Raw genomic sequence first — 22,752 nt, 5'->3', positions numbered from 1 at the left:
TGGCTGCACACAACGCTTCGTGGGGAGAAAAGCGTTAAAAACAGGGGTTCAGGGGCGTTTTTGCACCGTCAAAGGAAGGCTGTTTCCTCGAAAGAGCGCAATTTCCGGCTGTGGAGGCGCTCCAAAGGCATCTCGCGCAGCTTTTCCATGGCCCGAATTCCGATCAGCAAATGCCGCGAGACCTGCGTCTTGTAGAAGGCCGAGGCCATGCCCGGCAGCTTCAACTCGCCATGAAGCGGTTTGTCGGAGACGCAGAGCAGCGTGCCGTAGGGCACCCGGAACCGGAACCCGTTGGCCGCGATCGTGGCGCTTTCCATGTCGAGCGCGATGGCGCGCGACTGGCTCAGGCGCTGCACCGGGCCGGTCTGATCCCGCAATTCCCAATTGCGGTTGTCGACCGTCGCAACGGTGCCGGTGCGCATGATCCGCTTCAACTCGTAGCCCGAGACATCGGAAACGTCCTCGACCGCCTCTTCCAGCGCGATCTGAACCTCGGCCAGCGCCGGGATCGGCACCCAGACCGGCAGGTCATCGTCCAGCACCCGGTCTTCGCGCAGGTAGGCATGGGCCAGAACGTAATCGCCAAGGCTTTGCGTGTTCCGCAGGCCCGCGCAATGCCCCACCATCAGCCAGACATGCGGGCGCAGAACGGCGATATGGTCAGTCGCGGTTTTCGCGTTCGACGGCCCCACGCCAATATTCACCAGCGTGATCCCGCCCCCGCCCTCGCGCGTCAGGTGATAGGTCGGCATCTGCGGCAGTTTCGCGGGCGGGTTCAGCGCCTGGGTATGATCGGTGATCACGTCGTTGCCGGGCCCCACCAGCGCCGTGTAGCCGCTGTCGGGATCCGCCAGCGCGGCGCGGGCGTATTCCACGAACTCGTCCATGTAGAACTGGTAGTTCGTGAACAGCACGTGGTTCTGGAAGTACTCGGGCTTTGTCGCGGTGTAATGCGCCAGACGCGCCAGCGAATAGTCGATGCGCTGCGCGGTGAAGGGGGCCAGCGCACCGGCCCCGTCTTCATGCGTGAAGCCGAAGCCGTTGACGATGTCGTCATGCGTGGTTTGCAGGTCGGGCACATCGAACGCATCGCGCAGCGGAAAGGCCAGTGCGCCTTCCTGAGGGATCTGCACATCGGCGTCGTTCAGGACCGCGAAATGCACCGGGATCGGCGTTTGAGACGGCCCGATATAGATCGGCACGTCATGGTTCGACAGGATCAGGCCGATCTGCTGCGTCAGGTAATGGCGGAACAGGTCGGGGCGGGTGACGGTGGTGGCGTAGGTGCCGGGATCGGCCACATGGCCGAATGCAAGGCGGGTATCCACCTGGCCGTAGGTCGTCGTCGTGACGCGGATCTCGGGATAGAAGGCGCGATACCGCACCCCCGGAGCCTCACCGGCCCGCACCACGGCCGAGAAATGGTCGCGCAGGAACCGCGTGCCTGTCTCGTAGAGCTCTTCGAGATAGGCCACCGCCTTGGCAGCGTCTGAAAAGGGCTTTACGCCCGGCAGGTCAGGGGTTTCCACGGGCAGGTGCTTCATCGGCGCGGTCATTCATCCTCCGTCACGAACAGATCGGTCACCTCGAAGCGGGTCACGTCCACGATCCCGAGATCCGAAATGCGGAGCGACGGGATGACGACCAGCGCCAGGAGGGAATGCTGCATATAGGCATTGTTGAGCGTACAACCACAGGCGGCCATCGCCTCGACCATCGCCTGTGCCTTGGCGGCGACCTCCTCGGCGGGACGGTCCGACATCAGGCCGGCAATCGGCAGTTCCACCAGCGCAAGTTCTTCGCCATCCTTCCAGACGGTGACACCACCGCCCACCTCGCCTAGCCGCATCGCGGCCTTGGCCATGCTATCCCGGTCGGTGCCGACGACGATCATGTGGTGGCTGTCATGCGCCACGGTCGAGGCGACGGCGACACGCCCTTGGTAGCCAAAGCCCGAAACGAACCCGTTGGTGACATGCCCGGTGCCCCGGTGACGTTCCACCAACGCGATCTGGCAGACGCCGCCTTCGCCCTCGACCACGCCATCGACCACCGGCAGCTCGGCGGTCAGCGCCTCGGTCGGGGCCTGGTTCTCGACCACTCCGATCACCTTGACGGTCACGGCATTGGCGCCTTCCGGGGCCTTCACCTCGAAATCGGCGGCCTTCAGCAACTTGCCCAGATGGACCGAGTTTCGCGTATCCTCGGGCCAGTCCAGATGCGGGCAATCCACAAGGCACGCCCCGCCCTCGGCGACCTTTAGCCCGCGCGCATAGACCACCTCGATCGGCAAGCTGCCCAGGTCGCTCGTCACGATCATGTCCGCGCGGCGGCCCGGTGCGATCTGGCCCAATTCACGCTCCAGCCCGAAATGCGTGGCCGTGTTGATCGTGGCCATTTGCAGGGCCAGCAGCGGGTCGGCCCCGCAGTCGATGGCATGGCGCACGCAGCGGTTCATGTGCCCGTCATGGACCAACGTGCCCGAATGGCAATCGTCGGTGCAGAGGATCATGTTGCGCGGATCCAAGCCCCGCTCGGTCACGGCGGTGATCTGCGCCTCGACATCGTACCACGCGCTGCCCAGCCGGATCATCGCGCGCATGCCCTGCCGCATCCGGGCGATGGCGTCTTCCTCGCAGGTGCCTTCGTGATCGTCGGCGGGGCCACCGGCGGCATAGGCGTGAAAGGCCGGGCCAAGATCGGGGCTGGCGTAATGGCCGCCAACCGTGTTGCGCGCGGCTTGCGTCGCGGCAATCTCGGCCAGCATCTTGGGGTCACCCGCGACCACGCCGGGATAATTCATCATCTCGCCAAGGCCCACGATACCGGGCCAAGTCATCGCCTCGGCCACATCCTCGGGGGTGACCTCGAACCCCGTGGTCTCAAGCCCGGGCGCAGACGGCGCGCAGGAGGGCATCTGGGTGAAGATGTTGACCGGCTGCATCAGCGCCTCGTCATGCATCAGTTTGACCCCGCGCAGGCCGAAGACATTGGCGATCTCATGCGGGTCGGTGAACATGCTGGTCGTGCCATGCGGGATCACGGCACGGGCGAATTCCGCCGGGGTCAGCATGCCGGATTCGATATGCATATGCGCGTCGCACAGGCCGGGGATCAGGTATTTCCCTTGCAGGTCAACAACCTGCGTGTCCGGCCCGATGCAATGGCCCGCGTCCGGGCCGACATAGGCGAAGCGGCCCTTGGCGACGGCGACCTGCCAGCCCTCCATCACCTCGCGGGTCTGGACGAGGACGACCTGCGCATTGGTCAGAACGAGATCGGCGGGTGTGCGGCCAGCGGCGACCGCGACAAGGTCGGCGGCGACGTCGGGCCAGGCGGGGAAGGGTGTTTGCGTGTCCATGTCTAAGGTTTTCAGATGCATCGCGCCCCTTCAAGCGACGATTGCATGACACGGCGTCAGCCGGCGAGAGCCTGCGCGCGCATCTCTTCGTAGATTGGAAGGGCTTGGGCCAGTAGCGGGGCGAGTTCTGCGGGCAGTTCAGGTAGCGGCCCCTCGGCCTCGGCAAAGCCGGTGGAGGCATGGACCGCGCCGTACCAATGCCGTGCCCAGACCCCGTCATAAGGGCGCGGGCCGGGGGGCCAGCGGAGCATGGAGTCGGTGAAATCGAGGCCGATCTCAACGCAGATTTTCTGCAACATTTCCCGTGGGTTGCGGCGAATATCGGCGCTGTCGACAACGGGACCGGGCAAAGCTTGCCACAGGCGAAGTTGCTGGGGAAAGCCGATGTCGTCCAGCGTCACCGAGCCCCGCTTGACGGCATAGGAGGCGATGACGCGGGCGGGGTGGCGGATGAGGTGCACATTCACGCAACCCTCGGCCCAATCCAGCGGGAAACCGGGCAGCATGTGATGGGGCATGTGCTTCATGTAAAAGTGTTTTTTGTCATCCGGGATCGGCCCGGCACAGCGCGCGGCGACCTTCTCAGGGTCGGCCTCATGGGCGGCGACGATCTCCTCCGCCAGGGGGTGATCCATGCCGGTCGCGGCGAGGTAGGGGGCGTAGAACGGCTCGTCCCAGGCGGCGCAATCGCCCCGCGCGGCGAAGCTGTACATCATGGCCGTCGAGAGGTTGCGCGGCCCCGACCACATCGCGATTTTCATGAGTCACACCCCGTACACATCCTGTACACACCCCGTGCATACACGCCGGCCGCTCAGGACCGGTCGACCAGTTCCTTGTAAAGCGTCCGAATCCGCCTGGTCATCGGCCCCGGTTGCCCGTCGCCGATGACACGCCCGTCGATCTCGCCCACCGGGGTCTGTGCCCCGAAGGTGCCGGTCAGAAACGCCTCGTCCGCGCCGTAGGTCTCGACCAGCGAATAGTTCCGTTCGAAGACGGGGATGCCGTCGGCGCGGCACACGTCGATCACCTTCTGCCGCGTGATCCCGTTCATGCAGTAATCGCCCGTGCTGGTCCAAACCTCCCCCTTGCGGACGATGAAGAAGTTGCAGGCGTTGGTGGTGTTCACGAAGCCATGCACATCCAGCATCAACGCCTCGTCCGCGCCGGCCTTTTCCGCGGCGATGCAGGCGAGGATGCAGTTCAGCTTGGAATGGGAGTTGAGCTTGGGATCCTGCGTCATCGGCAACCCGCGCTGGTGCGGGACGGTGGCAAGGCGAATGGGGCGCGGGATGGAGGGTTTGGAATGCTCCATGATGATCACAACGGTCGGCCCCGAGATGGACAGCGCCGGGTGCTGGAAGGGGCGCATCTTGACCCCGCGCGTGACCATCAGGCGGGCATGGGCGTCGGTCGTCATGCCGTTCGCTGCGCGGGTGTCCTCCAGCGCGGCGATCACGCCGTCGCGGTCGAGACCGATATCGAGGTCAATGGCGAGCGCGGCCTCGAACAGCCGGTCGAGGTGATCGTCGAGAAAGGCCCATTTGCCATCGTAAAGGCGCAGCCCCTCCCACACGCCGTCGCCCAGCATGAACCCGCTGTCATAGACGCTGACCATGGCCTCGGGCCGGGGTTTGAGCGCGCCGTTCACCCAGATCAGGATGTTCTCGTTGCGCGCGTCCTCTTCGGACTGGTGCGTGCTGACCATTCTCGCCCTTTCCTGTCCCCGCTGTTCACCGCCGCGTGACCTCACACCCCTGTGCGTTGCATTTCAAGGGGCCACGTCCGACCGTGGCGGCACCGAAAGGAGATTGATCATGCCCCGCGCCCCGATCCGCGACACGCTGAAACCCGTCACGCTTGGACTGGCCATGCTGGCCGCGCTTGCCATGCAGACCGGCCGCGCCCATGCCGAGGATATCCGAACCGCCGTGGTGGCCGGGGGCTGTTTCTGGTGCGTCGAAGCCGATTTCGAACGGGTCGAGGGCGTGCAGGAGGTCGTCTCGGGCTTTGCCGGGGGCACGGTCGAGAACCCCAGTTACCGGCAGGTGGTGAATGGCGGCACCGGGCATCTGGAGGTGGTCGAGATCACCTATGACGCCGATGTGCTGGCTTACGAACAACTGCTGCACCTGTTCCTGCGCTCCATCGATCCGCTGGATGATGGCGGGCAGTTCTGCGACCGGGGCTTTAGCTATACCACCGCGATTTTTGTGAACGGGCCCGAGGAACGCGCCATCGCCGAGGCCGCGATCGCCCAGGCCGAGGCGGAACTGGGCGCCGATGTCGTGACGCCGGTGCGCGATGCCGCGACCTTCTACCCGGCCGAGGAGTATCACCAGGACTATTACCGCAGCGACGAGTTGATCCTGACACGGTTCGGCCCGCGCCGGAAATCGGTGGCCTATGGGCTGTACCGCGACGCGTGCGGACGCGACGACCGGGTCGAGGCGGTCTGGGGCGCGGACGCGCCGTTCCTGTACTGAGGCACCGAGGGTCCCGGCCGGTGTCGACCGCGCGGCGCGCGGCAGTCGATCTTCTGGCTTGACCTCCCGTGGCTTGTGGTCCCATGCGTAGCAAGGGCCCCTCGACGGCCCGGCCTTTGCTGCTGCCCCGGAGGAATGATCAGGTGATCGTCTGCCACGAACTGGATCTGGTATTCATCAAGACGAAGAAGGTTGGCGGGACGTCGTTCGAGATCGCGCTCTCCAGGTATTGTGGGCCGGATTGCATCATCACGCCAATCTCCAAGGTGGATGAGCAGACACGTTCAGCCCTGAAGTTTCGCGGGCCGCAGAATTACAAGCACAAGGGCTTTCGTCGTCTTCTGTCCCCGAACGGCAAGGTGTTCACGAAGCACATGCGCGCCGCCGAGGCGCGCTCCAAGTTGCCGCCCGAGATCCGGGATGGATACCGCTGGATCACGATTGTCCGCAGCCCCTATGACCGTGCCGTGTCGCGGTATTTCTGGGCCAAGACGTGCAACCGGGACGAGGGCCTCGATTTCGAGGCGTTCTATCAACGCTTTCCCGAGCGGCTGACGGAAAACCTGCGCATCGCGCCGCTGCACGGGGAGGACAAGCTCGACGTCTACCTGCGCTACGAGCATCTGCAGGACGATCTGGAGGCCGCGGGCCTGGGCTTTGTCGGGGACACGCAGAAGAACATCCGGGCGAAGTCGGGCCATCGACCCAAATCGGGCGGAACCGCGCAAGAGATCTTCGCGGCCTATCCCGGGGCCGTCCGACAGATCCAGGATCTCTGCCGCGAAGAAATCGAGATGTTCGGCTACGAGGCGCCGGTCTGACGCGCCCCGCGGGACTTGGTCAGAGGAAGAACGCCACGTTGTTGCGCAGGATGATCTCGACCACGTAGAGGCCGATGATCACGATGAGCGGCGCAAGGTCGAGCCCGCCCATCGGCGGCAGCGCGCGGCGGAGCGGGCCGTAGACCGGTTCGAGCAGGCGGTTCAGGCCGTCCCAGATCTGCGCCACGATGGGCTGGCGCATGTTCAGCACGCCGAAGCTGATCAGCCAGCTGAGGATCACATGGGCGATGACGATGAAGAACGCCACGTCGATCAGCAGCATCAGGATCTGGAAAAGCGAGGTCATCTGCGGGCCTTTGGTAGCATCGGGACTGCACGGCAAATAGGCACAAGCGGGGCGCGGTGCAAGCCGGGGCGGAGTGACGCAACGACGCCTCTTGCGGCGCGGCGCGCGGCGGGCTTTGGCTGCGGGCCATGTATCCCTTTGCCCGTCTCCTTGCCCTGACCCTCGCCGAAAAGCGCAAACCGCGCCTTGGCATCCTCGACACGCATCACCTCGGGCTGACCTGCCTGCCCTGGGATATCGACGGGTTCTTCGAGATGAACAACGGGCGCATCCTGACGCTCTATGACCTCGGGCGGTTCGGGCTGTCGATCCGAACGGGGCTGTGGGACGCGCTGAAGCGGGAACGCTGGGGCCTTGTCGTGGCGGGCAGTTCGGTCCGTTACCGCGCCCGCATCCGGCCCCTGCAACGGTTCGATCTGCGCACGCGGCTGGTGGGCTGGGACGACAAGTTCTTCTACATCGAACAGGCGATGGTGCGGGGCGAAACCGTCTGCAACCACGCGCTCTTGCGCACCGGCGTGACCGAGAAGGGGCGGTTGACCGATCCGCTGCGCGTCGCCGATGCGCTGGGGGTCGACCGGGCCTCTCCACCGCTGCCGGACTGGGCGGAGAACTGGGCCGAGGCGGATCGGACACGCCCCTGGCCGCCCCAGATCTGAGACCCGGCATTTTCATTTACAAACCGGGCGCGTGGGCAGATGGTCTGCGCCATGAAGACGCTGACCTCGCCCAAACCCCTGCCGCCGATTGGCCAGCTTGGACCAGAGGGCAAGCGCCGCATCTGGGGATGGTGGGCGTTCGACTGGGCGAGCCAGCCTTATAACACGCTGCTTCTGACCTTCATCTTCGGGCCCTATATCAACGACCTGCTGGGCGACGGCACGGCGGCGCAGACGGCCTGGGGGTACGGCGTGGGCGCGGCGGGACTGGCCATCGCGCTGATGGCGCCGTTCCTTGGCGCAATCGCGGACCTGGCGGGGCGGCGGATGCCGTTCATCTGGTTGTTCTCGGGCTTTTACATCGCGGGGGCCTGGGGCCTGTGGTGGGCCGCACCGGGCGATTTCAACCTGTTCCTGATCCTGTTCAGTTTCGCCATCGGCCTGATCGGGATGGAGTTCGCGACGATCTTCACCAACGCGCTGTTGCCGACGCTGGGGCGGCGGCAAGACCTCGGGCGCATCTCGGGGTCGGGATGGGCCTTCGGGTATCTCGGCGGGTTCGTGGCGCTGGTGGCGATGCTGCTGCTCTTCGCGGAGAACGCGGAAACAGGAAAAACGCTGATCGGGCTGGACCCGCTTTTCGGGCTCGATCCGGCAGAGCGCGAGGGCACCCGGGCCGTCGGGCCGGGCACGGCGCTGTGGTATGCGGCCTTCATGATCCCGTTCTTCCTGTGGGTGCGCGACCCGCGCCCCGCAGACGCCATTCCCGTGCGCGAGGCGGCGGCGAGCGCATGGCCCGAATTGCGGCGCACCCTGCGGTCCCTGCCCCGGCAGCGCAGCATGTTCGCCTATCTCGCCTCCTCGATGTTCTACCGCGACGCGCTGAACGGGATGTATGTCTTTGGCGGGATCTATGCCGCGGGCGTCCTGGGCTGGTCGGTCGTCGATGTGGGGGTCTTCGGGATCCTGGCCGTTCTGACCGGCGCGCTGTTCGCGTGGCTGGGCGGCAAGGCCGATAGCGCGCTTGGGCCCAAGCCGGTGATCCTGACCAATGTCCTTTTGCTGACGCTGGTGGCGCTTGGCGTCGTCTTCATCGCGCGCGACAGCGTCTTCGGCATCCCGGTGGCCGAGGACTCGAACCTGCCCGATATCGCCTTCTACGCGCTTGGCGCGCTGATCGGCGCGGGGGGCGGCGCGCTGCAATCCTCGTCGCGCACGATGATGGTGCGCCAGGCCCATCCAGACCGCATGACCGAGGCCTTCGGGCTCTATGCGCTGGCGGGCAAGGCCACGTCCTTCATCGCGCCGCTCTCCATCGGAATTGTCACACAGGCGACCGGAAGTCAGCAGATGGGGGTGACGCCGCTGGTTGTCTTGTTCATGATCGGGTTGATCCTGCTTTTCTTCGTCGATGCCGAAGGCCGGCACGACGGCGCCCCGCCCAGGGAGTGACACGATGCTGACCCGTCGCCTTGCCCTAGCCGCGCTGAGCCTCGCCCTGGCCGCCTGCGTCAGCGGTGGCGCCCCCCGCCTCGATGCCACGCAATCGGCGATGCAAGCGCGCCACCTTTTCGGGTCCGAGGCCGTCGCGTCCGGCGGTCGGCCCGAGGTGATCGGCTTCTACTCGAACGGCTGTGTCGCAGGGGCGCAGGAACTGCCCGAGACCGGCCCGACATGGCAGGCCATGCGGCTGAGCCGGAACCGCAACTGGGCGCATCCCGAAACCATCGATTTCGTGCAGGACCTGAGCCGCGAGGTTGCTCGCACCACCAGCTGGAATGGCCTCTATGTCGGCGACATGAGCCAGCCGCGCGGGGGCCCGATGCTGACCGGCCATGTCAGCCACCAGTCGGGCCTCGATGTCGATATCTGGATGCTGCCCGCGCGCGACCTGACCTTGTCGCGGCAGGACCGCGAGAACCTGTCTTCGATCTCTGTCCGCTCTCAGCGGGGGGCCTGGATCAACGAGAACTGGACGGCCGAACATGCCACGGTCCTGCGGGCCGCCGCAACCGACCCGCGCGTCGCGCGCATTTTCGTCACCACGGGCGTGAAGGTCTGGCTGTGCCGCAACACGCCCGAAGGCGACCGCGACTGGCTGAGCCGCATTCGCCCGGCGACCGGCCATCACTACCATTTCCACGTGCGGCTGACTTGCCCCGCCGGGTCGCGTAACTGCGAAGAGCAGGAGCCGGTGCCGGCAGGCGATGGCTGCGCCGCCGCCGAGGCCCGCGCGGCCCGCATCCTGAACCCTGCCCCGCCAAGCAGCGAACCGCCCGCGCCGGCTGGCCCCGCAGCGCCGCAACCGCCGCGCGGCAACGGCGTGACCCTGTCGCAGGTTCCGGGCCAATGCCTGTCCCTGCTCAGCAGCCTGTGAGATGAAAGCGGGGGTCCGCACGCCTGCCCTCGCGGCCATCCTTGCGCTTTGGGCATCGCCGCTTCTGGCCCAGGCGCAGGTGCTGAGCGAGGTCGCGCTGCCCTTCGCCGCGCCGGGTTTCGGCGGGTTGTCCGCGATCCACGTCTCGCAGAGCGGGCGGGAGGCGGTGGTCCTGTCGGATCGCGGGCGGCTGTTCACCGTTGCGCTCCGGCGCGAGGGCGGTCGCGTCACCGGCGCGGGGCTGACGGCCGAGACCGTGCTGACCGATGGCGACGGGAACCGCGACCCGGATATCCGGGCCTTCGACAGCGAAGGGCTTGCCCGGATGCGCGACGGGCGGTTCGCCATTTCCTTCGAAGGTGCGGCACGCGTCGCGGTCTTCTCCGGGACAGGCCGTGCCGCCACGGTGATCGCCCCGCCGCCCGAGGCCGCGCGCCTGCCGGCGAATGGCGGGTACGAGGCCCTGGCCGTCGATGCGCAGGGACGGTTCTACATGCTGGCCGAACGCGGCGACGGTCGCCTGTGGCGTGGCGGTGCGCAGGGCTGGGAGGTGATCGCGACGGTGGGAAGCGGTGGCGGCCTGCGGCCGGTCGCGCTCGATTTCGACGACCGGGGGCGGCTGTACCTTTTGGAGCGTCGCGTCTCGCTTGGCGGCTTCGGCAACCGGCTGACGCGCTTCGCGGTCGGGCCGAGTGGCCTTGGCGCGCCCGAGCGGCTGCTGGACGAGGGCAGCACCCGGCATGGCAACCTCGAAGGGTTGAGCCTTTGGCGCGACGGGCAGGGACGGCTGATCGCCAGCATGATCGCGGACAATGACCTGAGCCGCGGGCGGCCGAACACGCTGGTCGAGTACGTCTTGCCGGACTGACGCGCCGGTCTCAGCGCCCCGGGATCGCGCCCCGCTTGCCCGTGTATGTCCAGCCATCGATGATCTTGAGCGCGTCCTCGGCGGTTTCGACGAAGTGGAACAGGTCCAGATCCTCGGGCGAGATGGTGCCGGCGTCGGCCAAAGCCTCCCAGTTGACGATCTTGCGCCAGAAGCTTTCGCCGAACAGCAAGACCGGCACCTGCTCCATCCGGCCGGTCTGGATCAGGGTCAGGCTTTCGAACAATTCGTCCAGCGTGCCAAACCCGCCGGGGAAAACCGCGATGGCCTTGGCGCGCAGCAGGAAGTGCATCTTGCGGATGCCGAAATAGTGGAAGTTGAAGCACAGTTCGGGCGTCACGTATTCGTTCGGCACCTGTTCATGCGGCAGCACGATGTTCAGGCCTATGGAACAGCCGCCGGCATCCACGGCGCCGCGGTTGCCCGCCTCCATCACGCCGGGGCCGCCGCCGGTGACGACGACCATCTCGCGGCAGTCGGACGCCACCGAGCGTTCGGTGATCGCACGGGCGAAGGCGCGGGCCTCGTCGTAGAAATGCGACAGCTCCTTGAGGGTTTCGCTGCGGGCCTTGTCCCGCTCGGACGGGCGCGGGATGCGCGCGCCGCCGAAGAGAACGACGGTGGATTCGATGCCGTGCTCGTCCATCAGAAGCGTCGGCTTCATCAATTCCAGTTGCAGGCGCACCGGGCGCAGCTCGTCGCGGTTGATGAAGGACGGGTCGTCGAAGGCCAGCCGATAGGCAGGCGATCGCGCCTGCGGCGTGTCGGGCACGTGGCGGCTGGAGTCGACATCGTCCTGCGCCTGGCGGAACGGCGCGTATCTGGGATCGTCTTCCATACCTGTACCCTCGTGTTGACTGCCTGCCAGACCTAGCCCGCCCCCTGCCGGATTGCCAGCCGGGGATGCGCCGGATATAGGCCTGCCAACAGATTGACCGAGGGGAACCACCGATGTCCAACGCCCAGCTGGAAACCGCCATCGAAGCCGCGTGGGAAACCCGCGACCAGATCACGCCGTCGACCGGCGGGGAAACACGCGAAGCCATCGAAGAGACGCTGAACGCCCTGGACAGCGGAAAGCTGCGCGTCGCCGAAAAGCAGGCGGATGGCAGCTGGCACGTCAACCAGTGGGCCAAGAAGGCGGTTCTGTTGGGCTTCCGCCTGAAGGACATGGAACAGCAGGATGGCGGCCCCCAGGGCGGCCACTGGTGGGACAAGGTCGACAGCAAGTTCAAAGGCTGGGGCGATACCGAGTGGAAGGACGCGGGCTTTCGCGCGGTTCCGAACTGCATCGTGCGCCGCTCGGCCTATATCGCGCCGGGGGTGGTGCTGATGCCGTCCTTCGTGAACCTCGGGGCCTATGTCGACGAAGGCACGATGGTCGACACATGGGCCACGGTCGGGTCCTGCGCGCAGATCGGCAAGAACGTGCACCTGTCGGGCGGCGTCGGCATCGGCGGCGTTCTGGAACCGATGCAGGCCGGTCCCACGATCATCGAGGACAATTGCTTCATCGGGGCGCGGTCCGAGGTGGTCGAAGGCGTGATCGTGCGCGAGGGCTCGGTCCTCGGCATGGGCGTGTTCATCGGCCAGTCCACCAAGATCGTCGACCGCGAGACGGGCGAGGTCATGTATGGCGAGGTGCCCGCAGGCTCGGTCGTCGTGTCGGGGTCGATGCCGTCGAAGAACGGCGTGAACCTGTATTGCGCCGTGATCGTGAAGCGGGTCGATGAAAAGACGCGCTCCAAGACCTCGATCAACGAGCTGTTGCGCGACTGACGCGAACAGGCTGCCGCCGACGCACGGGATCTGGCGGACAAGCTGAGTGACGGAAAACAAAAAAGGGGGCCGAGGCCCCCTTTTTTACCGTCCGGAGAAACGGCTTTGCTTAGCTCTTCATTCCGCAAGTGTTGATCCCGAGGACGGAATACAAGGGGCAGTAGCCGAGCGCGCCGGTCAAAAGCGGTACGAGGCCAACCCAGCCCCACGCGGTCTGGGGGCCGACAAACACGAGCGAGATGAGCACGAGGCCTGCGATGATGCGCAGGGCGCGGTCGATGGTGCCTTCGTTGCGGGGCATGGAATATCTCCTTGTGGCTGTTCGATGTGAACCTGCCCTCAGATATAGGCATTCCCGGCCCGGATGACGGTGACAGAGTCACCGGCGATCTGCGGCAATCCGTTCCAGTCCGGCCTGATCCAGCAGGCGCAGGCCACCCTTTTCCTGGCTGACGAGGCCGGTTTTGCCGAATTCCGCCAGCCGCCGGGTGACAAAGGCCCGCCCCGAGGCCGTTTCCGCGGCCAGTTGGCTATGGGTCGCGGCGACGAACCCGGCCTCGTCTTTCAGGCGCAAAAGGGCACGGGCCAGCCGCGCGTCGAACCCGGTCAGGGCGACATCCTCGACCAGTTGCTCGAACTCGCCGAAGCGTTGGGCGACGGACCCGAAGACGAGGTCGCGAAACCCCGCATCCTCGGCCAGGCGGCTGCGGAACTGACCGGCGGGGACAAGCTCGCCGGTGATGTCGGCCTCGACCAGCCCCTCGGCGGAATAGGTGCGATCCAGCGTCAGACAGGCAAAGGTCTGCAGGCAGATGCCGCCCGGCTGCACGCGATAGAGCACCACCTCGCGCCCGTTGGCCCCGGTCAGCGACACGCGGATCGAGCCCTCGTCCAGCAGCAGGAAGCCCGGGCAAGGCTGACCGGGGCTGAACAGGACCGTGCCCTTGGGGGCGGTGAAGGGGCGGGACATGGGCGGCGCACCGGGGCTGAGGAGACAGGAACCCTGACCATTCCGCGCCCGCACGCCAACGTCAACGGCGCTTGACAGCGCGCGGGCAAAGGACCACTCCGGCGCCATGGCGAAGGACAAGACATCCCCCCGCAAGCACGACGTTTACATGCTGGTCGTGGAAGTCGGCCGCAAGGACGGCGACGGCCTGCCCGACGGCGCGACCGGGGCCGGCCTTGTCTGCTATGCCTCGGGCGTGGACGAGGCGGAGGCGGTGCGCGAAACGGTGGCCGTGTTGAAACAGGCCGACCTGAACCCCCTGGACGTAACGGGCTACGGCACGCGGGCCGAGCGCGAGGCGCAGGGCGAGACGATCGAGGACGAGGACGCCGCGCTGATGCAGCGCGCCTTCGACGAGAACGCGGTCATCGTGGTGCAGATGACGCCGTTTTTCGGCGATGAGGACCGCGGCTAGACGCGCCTCAGATCACCGCGCCATGCCCCGACGCGGCAGTACCCAGAAGCGAGCGGGTCGCGGGCCGGTCGAGCAGCGGCAAGGAGGGGTGGCGGTCACACTCGGCAATTCCAAGGGACTGGGTGCCACTGTCCTTCGAGGCCAGAACCTCGGCCAGTGTCGCCGTTTCGATCTGGCAGCGGCCCAGTTGCAGGCAATCGGGATCATCCAGCATCAGGTGATGGAACCGGCGCAGCGGCTGCGACCGGTCAAAGCGCGCGGCCTGCCCCGAAACGAGGTCGCTGGCGCGCACCAGCACCGTGTCGGTGCCCGCGAGATATTCCACCTCGGCCCCGCGCCGCAGGATCCGTGTTTCCGGCGTGAGGCAGACATCCTGCGCCAACCCGTAATAGGGCGCACGCATCCGGATCGGCGCCGCATGGCCGAGGCAGAGACGGTCGCGCGCCTCGATCCAGCGCAGGGTGCGGGGCGTGCCGCCCCTTCCAATCACGCGGTCCCCTGCCTTGAGATACTCCACGGCGACGGGCCCCTTGTCGGTCAGCACGCGCGCACCGGATGCCAAGCCCGGCAGGTCGCTGGCCGCGACGGCATGGGTGGCGATCGCAGCAACCGTCGCGATGCGCAGGTACCCGTCATCTGATGGCAAAAGGTCGGACAAGCGGGCGGGTGTCGGCAAGGCAGAGCGCATCCGGTGGCGCATCCCGGTAATCGCGTTCGCCACGTCCAGAACGTCGCCCCGCCCCCGCGCGCAGGTGACATGGCGCAACACCAGCACATGACGGGCCGACAGGAACCCCGCCGGGGTTGAAAGGTCGGTTTCCCCATGCACGAGGCGCAGCGCACCATCCGGCATCAGGTAGATCGACAAGGCGCAGGCCACGTCCCCCTGCCCCCGCCATAGGCGCACAGGCCGCCGGCCGGGCGCAGGCACCGGCAGCTCCAGCCAGAAGGTCAAGGCATCGCGCGACCGTCCATCATCGGCCTTGGCCGCGAAGGGGTACCCGATGGGGACCGCCTTCCCCTCGTTCCAGATCGCCGACCACACCATGCCGACTATCCCGCCAGCAGCCGCGCTTCATGTGCCTTGAGCGTGGTTCGGGCGGCTGGCCCATACCCCGACAGATTCTCCGGGTCGATCTGCGGGAACAGCGCCAAAACCTCGTCCCGCACCGCGGCTTCAAGGTCATCCATGACATATGGCCCGGGCTGGAAGCTTTCGGTCTCGAGCCCCTCGGACCAGACGATCTGGTGACGGTCGAAGAGCAGGTGGAAATACTCGACCTCGCCGCCCGCGTCCCAGAACCGGACCGAACACTCGTTCACAAGGTCCTTCGCGGCGACCAGCACTTCGTCCTCGCCGAACATCAAGTCGGCCATCCAGTGGCGCAGCAGGACCCGGTGCTGCGGCGACACCACGAGGCGTGCGTGCAGGCCGAAGGTTCCGGCCTCGATCACGACCGGGCGAAAACGCCCCTCGGCCGGTACACGGCGCGATCCGATCCAGCGCAGGGGCTGTGGGCCGTTGTCGCGCGTCTCGACCAGATCGCCCGCGGCGAGTGTTTCGATCGGAACATCGCCATCGGGCGTGCGAATGAGTGTCCCGCGCGCGAAACAGGGGATCGCCGTCACGGTGACAAAGGCGGTGTCGGTGATCCCGTCCTCGTTCTCGACGGTATAGGTGAAGTTTACCGTTTCATCGGCCAGCAGGTTGGTCTGGTCGGCGGGCGGCACCACCTGCAAGGTGCCATCCGCGAGCAGCGTCACCTCGTGCCCGCTGGGCAGCGTGATGGTTTCACCGACGGAGATTTCCTGGCCGTTCACATGGGTGATGGTCATCACCCCGGCCGAGTCGTCATTGGCGAGCGCGTCGACGATGGCGGTCTGGCCCTCGAAATGCGTGATGGCGTCGTCATTGGCCACAAAAGCGGTCTGCGCGCTGTCCGCCGCGATCAGGATGTTCGAGTCGTAAGAGCTGTCGGCCACGTCGGCGATGGCGATGATCAGCTCGTTCACCTCGTTCGGGTTCACGTCCATCTGCAACGACAGGGTGACGGTGAACCCGTCCATCTCGGTGTTGTAGTCGTCACCGGTGTTGTCTACGAAAAGGTTCGCGTTCTCGTTCTGGTTGACCGAGTTGATCTGCGTCACGTCGATCACGGGCGACGTCACAAGCTCACCGTTGATGTAGACGGCGACGACATCGTTGAACTGGGTGCCGGTGTATTCCGGGTATTCCTCCGAGGCGAAGACGAACTGCATCGTCATCGTGTCGCCTTCCGGAATGAAATCGATCGTCAGAATCGACGCGTCAAAGGTCGAGGCATTCGCGGCATCGTTCAGAAGCGGGTTGTTGGTGTCGCCGGGGGTATTGGTGGAGGTGCTGCCACTCTGGTTCGGGTCGCCAGAGGATTGCGTGAAATTCGTCGCCCGTCCGGTCGAGAGTATGACGCCGCTGTCCGACGGTGTTGCGCCCGGCGCGATCGTGTCCCCTCCGGAATAGATTGCCGAGGATTGCGACCACCCGTCGTAATCCGCGTCCACCACGGTGACGCCCTCGCCCATGATGGTTTCGGCCATCTCGGTCGCGGTTGCGCCCGTATCGTAGTTCAGTTCCTGCCCGGTCGCCATGTCTGCCCTCGCTCGTATCGGCGAGGCAGGGGTCATGCACGGGCGATTGCCCCCTCTGCTCGGGTGGGGGTGTTTTCATGCCTGTGATCCGTCCCACGGTCGTTGCCGCGCCTGCCTCGACGGTTTTTATTCAATTTTTCAGAAGATTAGATCGGCCTGATCCGAATTGGTATCCCCCGCCCGCCGATCACGCCTGCTTGGCCCGCCATTGTGCCTTTCCCGCCACGGCGCTACCCAAGGCGAAACCCCTGCCCATGACGGAGCCCCCATGCCCACCGATCCCGCCGCCCTGACCGCCGCCCTCGTCAAATGCCCCTCGGTCACGCCCGAAGAAGGCGGCGCGCTGCAACTGCTGGAAGCGACGCTAGGCGCGGCGGGCTTCGACTGCACCCGGGTGGATCGGAACGGCACGCCAAACCTGTTCGCCCGCTGGGGCGCCAAGGGGGCGGAGAAGACCTTTGGCTTCAATGGTCACACCGATGTCGTGCCCGTGGGCGATGAAGGCGCGTGGACGCATCCGCCCTTTTCGGCGCATCTCGAAGACGGCTGGCTTTACGGGCGCGGGGCCACCGACATGAAATCGGGCGTCGCCGCCTTTGCCGCCGCCGCTATGGATTTCGTCAAGGACACGCCGCCGAACGGCGCGATCATCCTGACCATCACCGGCGACGAGGAAGGGCCGGGCCGCGACGGCACCATCGCCATCCTCGACTGGATGGAGCAGGCGGGCGAAAGCATGGATGTCTGCATCGTGGGTGAACCCACCTGCCCCGAGGTGATCGGCGACATGATCAAGATCGGCCGGCGCGGGTCCATGACCGCGCATTTCGAGGTGATCGGCAAGCAGGGCCATTCCGCCTACCTGCACAAGACGCTGAACCCGATGCCGGCGGTGGCGCTGCTGGCGCATCGGCTGTCCAGTCACACGCTGGACGAGGGCACCGACCATTTCGACCCGTCCACCCTGTCGGTGACCACCATCGACACGGGCAACCCGGCCTCGAACGTCATCCCCGCGCGCACCCGGATGACGGTCAACCTGCGCTTCAACGACCTGCACACCGGCGCCAGCCTGACCGACTGGCTGCGCGCCGAGGCTGACAAGGTCGCCGAGGAAACCGGTACGCGGATCGAGATGCGTCCCCATATCTCGGGCGAAGCCTTCCTTACGCCCCCCGGCGATCTGTCCGATCTGGTGTCGGGGGCGGTGGCCAAGGCCACGAACCGTCAGCCCGTGCTGTCCACGACCGGGGGCACGTCCGACGCGCGTTTCGTCAAGTCGCATTGCCCGGTGGTCGAGTTCGGCCTTGTCGGACACCGCATGCACGAGGTCGATGAACGCGTCTGGGTGCAGGACATCCACGACCTGAAACGCATCTACACCCAGATCCTGACCGACTATTTCACGGGCTGAGCCGCCCCTTCATCTTGGCCAAAAACTCCCGCCGGAGGCATCAGTGCGACAAGGGGCTCAATGCCCCTTGTCGCGCTTCCCCGGGCGACGCGCGCAGGCGCGGCGCAACACCTGCCCAACTTCCCGCATGACGCGCGCCCAGCCCCGTGTTACGCCAATCGCATGAGCACGCTTCCCACCAAGGACCAGATCCTCGCCTGGATCTCGGACAACCCCGCCAGCACCTCGAAACGCGACATCGCCCGCGTCTTCGGGATCAAGGGGGCCGACCGGATCGACCTCAAGCGCATGCTCAAGGAGCTGGAGGACGAGGGCCACCTCGAGAAGCGCAAGAAAACCTATCGCGACCCCGACAAGCTGCCGCCCGTGGCGGTGTTGCAGGTCATCGGGCCGGACGATCTGGGCGACGTGTTCTGCCGCCCGCTGGAATGGCAGGGCGAAGGGGCCGAGCCGCGCATCCTGTTTTCCGCCCGCGCGACCGACCCGGCCATCGGCGCGGGCGACCGCATCCTTGCCCGCCTGCAAGAGGTTCAGGGCGAGGATCACCAGTATATCGCCCGCCTGATCCGGAGGATCGGGACGAACCCTAAAAAGATCCTCGGCATCTACCGCAAGGGGGCCGAGGGCGGGCGCATCGTGCCCATCGCCAAGGGGGCCGACAAGGAATGGCAGGTGCGCGCCAGCGACACGCATGGCGCCAAGGACGGCGAGTTGGTCGAGGCCGAACAGGCCGGCCCCAAGGGGCGCATGGGCCTGCCGCGGGCGCGGATCACCGACCGTCTGGGCGACCCCGGCGCGCCGAAATCCGTCAGCCTGATCGCGATCCACGAACACGGCATTCCCGACGCGTTCCCCGATGCCGTCATCGCCGAGGCCGACAGCAAGAAGCCCGCGGGCCTGTCGGGGCGCGAGGATCTGCGCGACATGGACCTTGTCACCATCGACCCGGCCGATGCGCGCGACCATGACGACGCCTGCTATGCCCACGCCGATGACGACCCGAAGAACAGGGGCGGCCATGTCATCTGGGTCGCCATTGCCGATGTCGCCCATTACGTGCCGGCGGGCAGCGCGCTGGACCGCGAGGCGAAGAAGCGGGGCAATTCCACCTATTTCCCCGACCGCGTGGTGCCGATGCTGCCCGACCGCCTGTCAGGGGACCTGTGTTCCCTGCACGAAGGCGTGCCGCGCGCCTGTATCGCCGTGCGCATGGTCATCGACGCCCAGGGCAACAAGATCGGCCACCGATTTGTCCGGGGGCTGATGCGCTCGACCGCGTCGCTCAACTACCAGGAGGTTCAGGCCGCCGAGGATGGCAGCCCGAACGACAAGACCGCGCCCCTGGTCGAGCCGATCATCGCCCCGCTTTACGCCGCCTACCGCGCGCTGCGCGATGCGCGCAACCGGCGCCAGCCGCTGGACCTCGACCTGCCGGAGCGGCGGATCGAACTGTCCGAGGACGGGCACGTCACCTCGGTCGCCTACAAGGATCGGCTCGATGCGCATCGCATGATCGAGGAATTCATGGTGCTGGCCAATGTCGCCGCCGCCGAGACCTTGATCGAGAAACGCTCCCCCCTGCTGTTCCGCGTGCACGAGGAGCCGAACCCCGAAAAGATCGAGGCCTTGCGCGAAACCGCCGAGGCCTCGGGGTTTTCGCTGGCCAAGGGGCAGGTCCTGCAAACCCGGCAGTTGAACGCGCTGCTGGCCCAGGCCGAGGGGAGCGAGTTCGACGAGCTGATCAACATGACCACGCTGCGGTCGATGACGCAGGCCTATTACAGCCCCGAGAATTTCGGGCATTTCGGGCTGGCGCTGAAGAATTACGCGCATTTCACCTCGCCCATCCGGCGCTACTCCGACCTCGTGGTGCATCGCTCGCTGATCTCGGCCCATGGATGGGGGCGTGACGGGCTGTCACCTGAGGAAATCGAGCGGCTGGACGAGACCGCCAAGCATATCTCGGACACCGAGCGGCGGTCGATGACCGCGGAACGCGACACCAATGACCGCTACCTCGCCGCCTACCTGTCGGACCGGGTGGGCGCGACCTTCACGGGGCGCATCTCGGGCATCCAGCGCTTCGGCGCCTTCGTGCGTCTGGACGAGACGGGGGCGGACGGGTTGCTGCCCATGCGGGCGATCGGGCACGAGTATTTCCATTTCGACGCCGAGACGCAGACGCTGATGGGCGCAGACTCGGGCCTGACCATCGGGATCGGCGACCGGGTCACCGTCAAACTGGCCGAGGCCGTGCCGGTCACGGGCGGTTTGACGCTGGACCTTGTCGAGTTGGACGGGAGAAGCCTGCCGCGCCGTCCGCAACGGGGCAAGCGGGGCGCTCCGCCACGCCGGAAGGCAGGGAAAGCGGCCAAGAAAAAGGTCAAGCTGCGCAAGAAAACCGCGCGGCAGCGTTAACCGGCCCTTCACCACATCGCCTTACCGCAACGGCAAGAGACCGCGCATTGACGCGCGGTTGATGTAAGTGCGCTTGGAATCCGCTATATTATCCACAAAACCGGGCAGACCTTGAGCGAAGACTGACAGGCCCAGCATGCGGCACACCTTAACGATATCGACCCTGACGCTGGCCCTTTGGGCCGGAATGGCACTTGCCGCACCGCCGCGGGTGTCGCTGGTGCCCATCCCCCGCCCCGGCCCGGATGCAGTAATCCCGGCCCAGGCCCGACCCGTCGCGGAGCCCGAAGTGACACGGGCGGTCGAGCCCGATGAACCGGTGAGCCTGCTGGCCGTCGCGTCCTCGATGCGGCCGGAATATCGCGGCACCCCGCCCGAGGGTTTCGTCGAGGAGACCGAGCGCATGGCCGCCGAACGGATGGGCCGGGTCGAAGACCCGGAGTTTCGCCGCTGGATCGACGGGTTCTTCGCCCGCGCCCGCGCGCAAGGGATCACGCAAGGCACGCTCGAGGCGGCCTTTACCGGCGTGCAACTGAATACGCGCGTGCTGGAACGCGATGCGAACCAATCCGAATTTTCCCGCGCATTGTGGGATTACCTCGACTCCGCCGTATCGTCAGAACGTGTCTCGAACGGGCGCGCGGCCTACGAGGAATATGCCGACGAGCTGGCCGAGATCGAAGCGCGCTACGACGTGGATGCGCGTGTGGTCGTGGCGATCTGGGGGCTGGAAAGTGCCTATGGCGCGATGCGCGGCTCGACCGACATCATCGAGGCGATGGCGAGCCTGGCCTACGAGGGGCGGCGCCGGGACTTCTTCGAGGACCAACTGATCGCGGCGCTGCGCATCCTGCAATCGGGCGACGTGCGCCCGCGCAACATGCGCGGCAGCTGGGCCGGGGCCATGGGCCATACGCAGTTCATGCCGACGAGCTACCTCGACCACGCACAGGATTTCAACGGCGACGGGCGGCGCGATATCTGGTCGGACAACCCGGTGGACGCCTTGGCCTCGACCGCTGCGTACCTGGCGCATTTCGGGTGGGAGCGGGGCCAGCCCTGGGGCGTCGAGATCCGCCTGCCCGACGGCTTCGACTACAGCCTGACGGGCGAGCGGACCCGGCGCAACGCCGCCTTCTGGCGGGACCGCGGCGTGACGCTGGCCGATGGCGGCGAGGTGCCGGATCATGGCGACGCGTCGATCCTGTTGCCCGCCGGGTCGCATGGCGTGGCGCTGATGATCTTCGACAATTTCCGGGTGATCGAGCGCTACAACCCGGCGGACGCCTATGTCATCGCGGTGGGGCATCTGGGCGACCGGATCATGGGCGGCCCCCGTTTTCGCGCCGAATGGCCGCGCGGGGACCGGGTGCTGAGCGGCGACGAGCGGCGGGAATTGCAGCGCCTGCTGACCGCTGCGGGCTTCGCCACCTATGGCGTGGACGGGATCATCGGGCCGAACACGATCGACGCCGTGCGCCGTTACCAGCAATCCATCGGCGATACGCCCGATGGTTATGCCTCGCTCCGGGTTCTTGAACAGCTGCGCGGGTCCTGAGGGGTTTCGCCCGGCTGCGCCGGTCGACCCGTGCGAGGGGGCTGTCTGCCCCCTCGCGCTCCCCCGAGCATATTTCGAGGATAAAGATCGGGTCAGGTTGGGATGACCTCGTCTCCGAGGGCGATCTCGCCGGGCGTTTCGACGGTGGCACACCAGCCGCCGTGTCCGCGCATGGCGGTGTAGCCGCCGGGCCCCAGCGCACGCTCCATCCGGGAACAGGGAGCGCAGGGGCCGGTCAGGCGCAGGCGGGATGTGCCGATGGCGATGGTCCTGCCGCGCAGGGCCGCGAGGTTGAGGCGCGAGATCACGAGGTTGCGGCGGAGCGTTTCGGGCGTGAGGGCCTCCAGCCCCACAAGGGCTGCGATGACCGGCAGGTGTTCCGCCTGGATCAGGGTGACCGCGCGCTTGCCGGGGCGCGCGTGGTCGCCCGTCAGGCCAGCCTCGGTCAGCGTCGCGCTGGAGACGGGTGTCAGAGGTGCCAGCCGGTCCGGGCGCAGGCCGATCCAGTCGAGGCGGCCGGGCTGCGCGTGGCGGGCAATGAGGTCGGCAAGCGTGTCCATGACCCGAAGATAGGACGGGGGAGACTCGACTCCCACCCGCACGGGCGCTAGATGTGAACAAAACAGGAACATAT

22 protein-coding genes are annotated in these 22,752 nt (G+C 66.5%); 11 read left to right on the top strand and 11 right to left on the bottom strand.

Going from position 1 to position 22,752, the window contains the following annotated elements:
• Positions 1-68: 68 nt before the first annotated feature.
• The 4 genes from KUV65_RS16125 to KUV65_RS16110 are packed head-to-tail and all read right to left on the bottom strand — an operon-like array spanning position 69 to position 5,069.
• Positions 69-1,556 (bottom strand): AMP nucleosidase, encoded by a 1,488-nt coding sequence (locus tag KUV65_RS16125; protein ID WP_222191761.1) that lies wholly within the window; start codon positions 1,554-1,556, stop codon positions 69-71.
• Positions 1,553-3,361 carry an adenine deaminase gene (locus KUV65_RS16120; RefSeq protein WP_222191760.1) on the bottom strand — a complete coding sequence of 603 codons (1,809 nt, stop codon included), beginning with the start codon at positions 3,359-3,361 and terminating at the stop codon, positions 1,553-1,555. Before KUV65_RS16120 ends, KUV65_RS16125 begins: the two co-directional genes overlap by 4 nt.
• Before the next feature lie 56 nt (positions 3,362-3,417).
• Positions 3,418-4,122 carry a sulfotransferase-like domain-containing protein gene (locus KUV65_RS16115; RefSeq protein WP_222191759.1) on the bottom strand — a complete coding sequence of 235 codons (705 nt, stop codon included), beginning with the start codon at positions 4,120-4,122 and terminating at the stop codon, positions 3,418-3,420.
• Positions 4,123-4,175: 53 nt separating this feature from the next.
• Entirely contained in the window at positions 4,176-5,069 is an 894-nt protein-coding gene (locus KUV65_RS16110; RefSeq protein WP_222191758.1) for a D-amino acid aminotransferase, read from the bottom strand.
• Positions 5,070-5,178: 109 nt separating this feature from the next.
• Between KUV65_RS16110 and msrA the strand changes: the two genes are divergently transcribed.
• Positions 5,179-5,847, top strand: a complete 669-nt coding sequence (gene msrA / locus KUV65_RS16105) for a peptide-methionine (S)-S-oxide reductase MsrA (RefSeq protein ID WP_222191757.1) — start codon at positions 5,179-5,181, stop codon at positions 5,845-5,847.
• An 83-nt stretch (positions 5,848-5,930) separates the two neighbouring features.
• Entirely contained in the window at positions 5,931-6,668 is a 738-nt protein-coding gene (locus KUV65_RS16100) for a sulfotransferase family 2 domain-containing protein (RefSeq protein ID WP_222191756.1), read from the top strand.
• A gap of 19 nt (positions 6,669-6,687) precedes the next feature.
• Here the strand turns inward: KUV65_RS16100 and KUV65_RS16095 are convergent, their stop codons facing one another.
• Positions 6,688-6,975, bottom strand: a complete 288-nt coding sequence (locus tag KUV65_RS16095) for a YggT family protein (RefSeq protein WP_222191755.1) — start codon at positions 6,973-6,975, stop codon at positions 6,688-6,690.
• Positions 6,976-7,103: 128 nt separating this feature from the next.
• On the opposite strand from KUV65_RS16095, the gene KUV65_RS16090 reads away from it, so the two are divergent.
• The 4 genes from KUV65_RS16090 to KUV65_RS16075 are packed head-to-tail and all read left to right on the top strand — an operon-like array spanning position 7,104 to position 10,879.
• Positions 7,104-7,634, top strand: coding sequence for an acyl-CoA thioesterase (locus KUV65_RS16090; RefSeq protein WP_222191754.1), 531 nt, complete (start codon positions 7,104-7,106; stop codon positions 7,632-7,634).
• Between the two features lie 51 nt (positions 7,635-7,685).
• Positions 7,686-9,086 carry an MFS transporter gene (locus KUV65_RS16085; RefSeq protein ID WP_222191753.1) on the top strand — a complete coding sequence of 467 codons (1,401 nt, stop codon included), beginning with the start codon at positions 7,686-7,688 and terminating at the stop codon, positions 9,084-9,086.
• 4 nt (positions 9,087-9,090) lie between these two features.
• Positions 9,091-10,011, top strand: coding sequence for a penicillin-insensitive murein endopeptidase (gene mepA, locus KUV65_RS16080; RefSeq protein ID WP_222191752.1), 921 nt, complete (start codon positions 9,091-9,093; stop codon positions 10,009-10,011).
• A gap of 1 nt (position 10,012) precedes the next feature.
• Positions 10,013-10,879, top strand: a complete 867-nt coding sequence (locus KUV65_RS16075; RefSeq protein WP_222191751.1) for an esterase-like activity of phytase family protein — start codon at positions 10,013-10,015, stop codon at positions 10,877-10,879.
• Positions 10,880-10,889: 10 nt separating this feature from the next.
• On the opposite strand, the gene KUV65_RS16070 is transcribed toward KUV65_RS16075, so the two are convergent.
• Positions 10,890-11,735, bottom strand: a complete 846-nt coding sequence (locus KUV65_RS16070) for an LOG family protein (protein ID WP_222191750.1) — start codon at positions 11,733-11,735, stop codon at positions 10,890-10,892.
• A gap of 113 nt (positions 11,736-11,848) precedes the next feature.
• Here KUV65_RS16070 and dapD point away from each other — a divergent pair, with 113 nt between their 5' ends.
• Positions 11,849-12,676, top strand: coding sequence for a 2,3,4,5-tetrahydropyridine-2,6-dicarboxylate N-succinyltransferase (dapD, locus tag KUV65_RS16065; protein ID WP_222191749.1), 828 nt, complete (start codon positions 11,849-11,851; stop codon positions 12,674-12,676).
• A gap of 109 nt (positions 12,677-12,785) precedes the next feature.
• Here the strand turns inward: dapD and KUV65_RS16060 are convergent, their stop codons facing one another.
• Both KUV65_RS16060 and KUV65_RS16055 read right to left on the bottom strand, forming a co-directional pair.
• Positions 12,786-12,977: a YgaP family membrane protein gene (locus tag KUV65_RS16060; protein WP_025311201.1), complete on the bottom strand. Its 192-nt coding sequence runs from the start codon at positions 12,975-12,977 to the stop codon at positions 12,786-12,788.
• A gap of 78 nt (positions 12,978-13,055) precedes the next feature.
• A complete protein-coding gene (locus tag KUV65_RS16055; protein WP_222191748.1) occupies positions 13,056-13,646 on the bottom strand; it encodes a Crp/Fnr family transcriptional regulator in 591 nt (196 codons plus the stop codon).
• Between the two features lie 106 nt (positions 13,647-13,752).
• Here KUV65_RS16055 and KUV65_RS16050 point away from each other — a divergent pair, with 106 nt between their 5' ends.
• Positions 13,753-14,100: a hypothetical protein gene (locus KUV65_RS16050; protein ID WP_222191747.1), complete on the top strand. Its 348-nt coding sequence runs from the start codon at positions 13,753-13,755 to the stop codon at positions 14,098-14,100.
• 7 nt (positions 14,101-14,107) lie between these two features.
• Here the strand turns inward: KUV65_RS16050 and KUV65_RS16045 are convergent, their stop codons facing one another.
• Entirely contained in the window at positions 14,108-15,148 is a 1,041-nt protein-coding gene (locus KUV65_RS16045) for a Hint domain-containing protein (protein WP_222191746.1), read from the bottom strand.
• A gap of 5 nt (positions 15,149-15,153) precedes the next feature.
• A complete protein-coding gene (locus tag KUV65_RS16040; protein WP_222191745.1) occupies positions 15,154-16,728 on the bottom strand; it encodes a Hint domain-containing protein in 1,575 nt (524 codons plus the stop codon).
• A 268-nt stretch (positions 16,729-16,996) separates the two neighbouring features.
• Between KUV65_RS16040 and dapE the strand changes: the two genes are divergently transcribed.
• From dapE to KUV65_RS16025, 3 genes are all read left to right on the top strand, one after another.
• Positions 16,997-18,142 carry a succinyl-diaminopimelate desuccinylase gene (gene dapE, locus KUV65_RS16035; protein ID WP_222191744.1) on the top strand — a complete coding sequence of 382 codons (1,146 nt, stop codon included), beginning with the start codon at positions 16,997-16,999 and terminating at the stop codon, positions 18,140-18,142.
• Positions 18,143-18,304: 162 nt separating this feature from the next.
• Entirely contained in the window at positions 18,305-20,560 is a 2,256-nt protein-coding gene (rnr, locus tag KUV65_RS16030) for a ribonuclease R (RefSeq protein ID WP_222191743.1), read from the top strand.
• 136 nt (positions 20,561-20,696) lie between these two features.
• On the top strand, positions 20,697-22,118 hold the full coding sequence (locus KUV65_RS16025; protein ID WP_222191742.1) for a lytic murein transglycosylase: 1,422 nt from the start codon (positions 20,697-20,699) through the stop codon (positions 22,116-22,118).
• A gap of 92 nt (positions 22,119-22,210) precedes the next feature.
• Here KUV65_RS16025 and KUV65_RS16020 read toward each other — a convergent pair whose 3' ends face one another.
• The gene (locus KUV65_RS16020) at positions 22,211-22,678 is read right to left on the bottom strand and encodes an MOSC domain-containing protein (RefSeq protein WP_222191741.1); all 468 of its coding nucleotides are present in this window, start codon (positions 22,676-22,678) and stop codon (positions 22,211-22,213) included.
• Positions 22,679-22,752: the final 74 nt, after the last annotated feature.

This window comes from Maritalea mobilis (genome assembly GCF_019800885.1).
Lineage (GTDB): Bacteria > Pseudomonadota > Alphaproteobacteria > Rhodobacterales > Rhodobacteraceae > Roseibacterium > Roseibacterium beibuensis.
Note: the sequence above shows the minus strand (reverse complement) of the source record. Positions and strands in the feature narration are given on the sequence as shown.